The organism is Pseudomonas sp. AP42, assembly GCF_001728935.1.
Taxonomy (GTDB): domain Bacteria; phylum Pseudomonadota; class Gammaproteobacteria; order Pseudomonadales; family Pseudomonadaceae; genus Aquipseudomonas; species Aquipseudomonas lactis.
The window spans coordinates 1-2,361 of record NZ_LYSO01000213.1; the positions used below are offsets into that span (position 1 = coordinate 1).

The following is a 2,361-nucleotide window of genomic DNA, read 5'->3' on the forward strand; positions in this document are numbered from 1 at the left end:
GGAAGTGCGACACGAAGTCGCTTAATGAAGTTGTTCCCCCTTGGTGGGAACCACCCGTGTCACCGGGTGAATCTAGAAGGCTGAATCAAGAGCGCCTTCGACAATGTTACGAGGCGCCGCAAGGTGCGGGGTACCAATCGTGAGAGGCGTACCCTTCTGGCAGCCATGGCCGGACAAGTGCTAGATAGTTGGTATGGTGAACACACGTGAATCTGCGCAACGATCGTTAAATTAAGCGAGCGGAAATGGCTTACACGCTCGAACCAAAATGGTAATGGAGGTGGGAACTGCGTCTTTCTACTACGCATTCGTGACCCACATGCCTCCCGGTCGATAGCAGGCACCTAACCCGACGCACTTCAGTAAGCGGAACGTGGAAATCCCGTATCGCTCCCGTCAGGGAAAGCCGTTTGTAAAAATTGCCCATGGCGGTGCGGGCGAAGGAACGAGGAAAAAGCGAACGCCGTCCTGTAATGGGTTGGATAGAGGTTGAAACATCACTTCACGCGAAAGCGGGCAGACGTCCTCATGGTCTCTCTTCACACGAGAGTAGGTAGAACCCTTTCAACGGAAGGAGAGCAAATGAACGCAGCAGCATTGGCGTGTGCACCTTCCGGCACGTCGTGGGACAGCATCGATTGGATCGCCGTACAACGTCGTGTCAGAGGGCTGCAAGCGCGTATTGTGAAGGCTGTACAAGATGGCAGACATAACAAGGTGAAAGCCCTGCAATGGCTGCTGACTCACTCGTTCAGTGGCAAGGCATTTGCTGTGAAACGGGTGTCTGAAAACAAAGGCAAAAATACCCCCGGCGTGGACAAGGTTACTTGGAATACGCCTAGGGCCAAGCTCGGCGCGATAGAGTCGTTGACGCGGCGAGGTTACTCGCCGCTCCCGCTTCGGAGAGTGCTTATTCCGAAGAAAAACGGCAAAACGAGACCTCTTGGAATTCCCGCGATGAAATGCCGGGCCATGCAGGCGCTTCATCTGCTGGCTCTGGAACCGATAGCGGAAACTACCGGCGACCCGAACTCTTATGGGTTCAGGCCGGAACGCTCAACTGCGGATGCCGTCGCACAGTGCTTTGGTGTGCTGTCACGAAAAGCAAACGCGGAATGGGTGTTAGAGGGCGACATTCAAGGCTGTTTCGACAATATCAGCCATGACTGGTTGATCGCCAACATTCCCATGGACAAGGCGATTTTGCAGAAATGGCTCCGGGCTGGTTATGTCTACCAAAAGCAGCTATTCCCCAGCCACGCCGGAACCCCGCAGGGAGGCATCATATCCCCGGGGTTGGCGAACATGACGCTGGATGGGTTGGAAGCGATGCTGGCGAAGAGATTTCCCAACGCGAAGTGGACAGCCCGAAAAATGCGCGTGGTGCGTTATGCAGATGATTTCATCATCACTGGTTGTTCGAAAGAATGGCTGGAGAATGAAGTCAGGCCCGCCGTGGTTGAATTTCTGGCAGAGCGTGGACTTGTCCTCTCTCCGGAAAAAACCAAGATAACGCACATAGGGGACGGGTTCGACTTCCTCGGATGGAACCTGCGCAAGTACAACGGCAAGCTCCTGATCAAGCCGTCCAAGGCGAACATCGGGGCTCTACTTGCCAAGCTGCGAGAGTTGATCAAGACCAACAAAACGATACGACAGGCTAACTTGATAGGTTTGCTCAACCCGGTTCTACGGGGCTGGGCGAACTATCACAGTCATGTCGTCGCCAAGAAGGTCTTCAACCAGGTGGACAGCGCAGTGTGGGAAATGCTCTGGCGATGGGCGGTACGTCGCCACCCTCGCAAGACACGCCGATGGGTGAAGGATCGGTATTTCAAAGTACAAGGGGCGCGCCGTTGGGTGTTCTCGTGTACTGAAAAATCCGCCGATGGTCGGAAGCGTCAGTACACGCTAGTAGACGCCTCAGACACACCGATTGTGCGACATATCAAGATTAAGGCTGCTGCCAACCCTCACGACCCTGCATGGGATGAGTACTTCGAGTCCCGCTGGGGCAAGAAGATGCTCACTTCCGTTAAAGGTCGAGCCAAGCTGTATCGGGTATGGGTGCAACAGGGCGGCAGGTGCTGCGCCTGCTTCAAGCCGGTGACCAAAGACACACCGTGGCACAGTCGCCATATTGTGAAGCTAGGTCATGGCGGGACGGACGCTGCGGCTAATCTTGAGATTTACCACCTGCGTTGCCCACGAGATGTGCAATTTGCCAATGTCGACGATGTATAACCGGGTGCCCAATGGCGCCTTAGCAGAGGCTTGAGCCGTGTGCTGGGAAACTCGCATGCACGGTTCTTAGGGGGTTGGACGCGGGCAACCGCGTCTGACTACCCGACAACCAGATCC

1 protein-coding gene is annotated in these 2,361 nt (G+C 55.2%); it reads left to right on the forward strand.

The window, feature by feature from the left end; all coding sequences use genetic code 11:
* Window positions 1-582 precede the first annotated feature (582 nt).
* Window positions 583-2,244, forward strand: a complete 1,662-nt coding sequence (ltrA, locus tag A7K61_RS30540; RefSeq protein ID WP_024073359.1) for a group II intron reverse transcriptase/maturase — start codon at window positions 583-585, stop codon at window positions 2,242-2,244.
* Window positions 2,245-2,361: the final 117 nt, after the last annotated feature.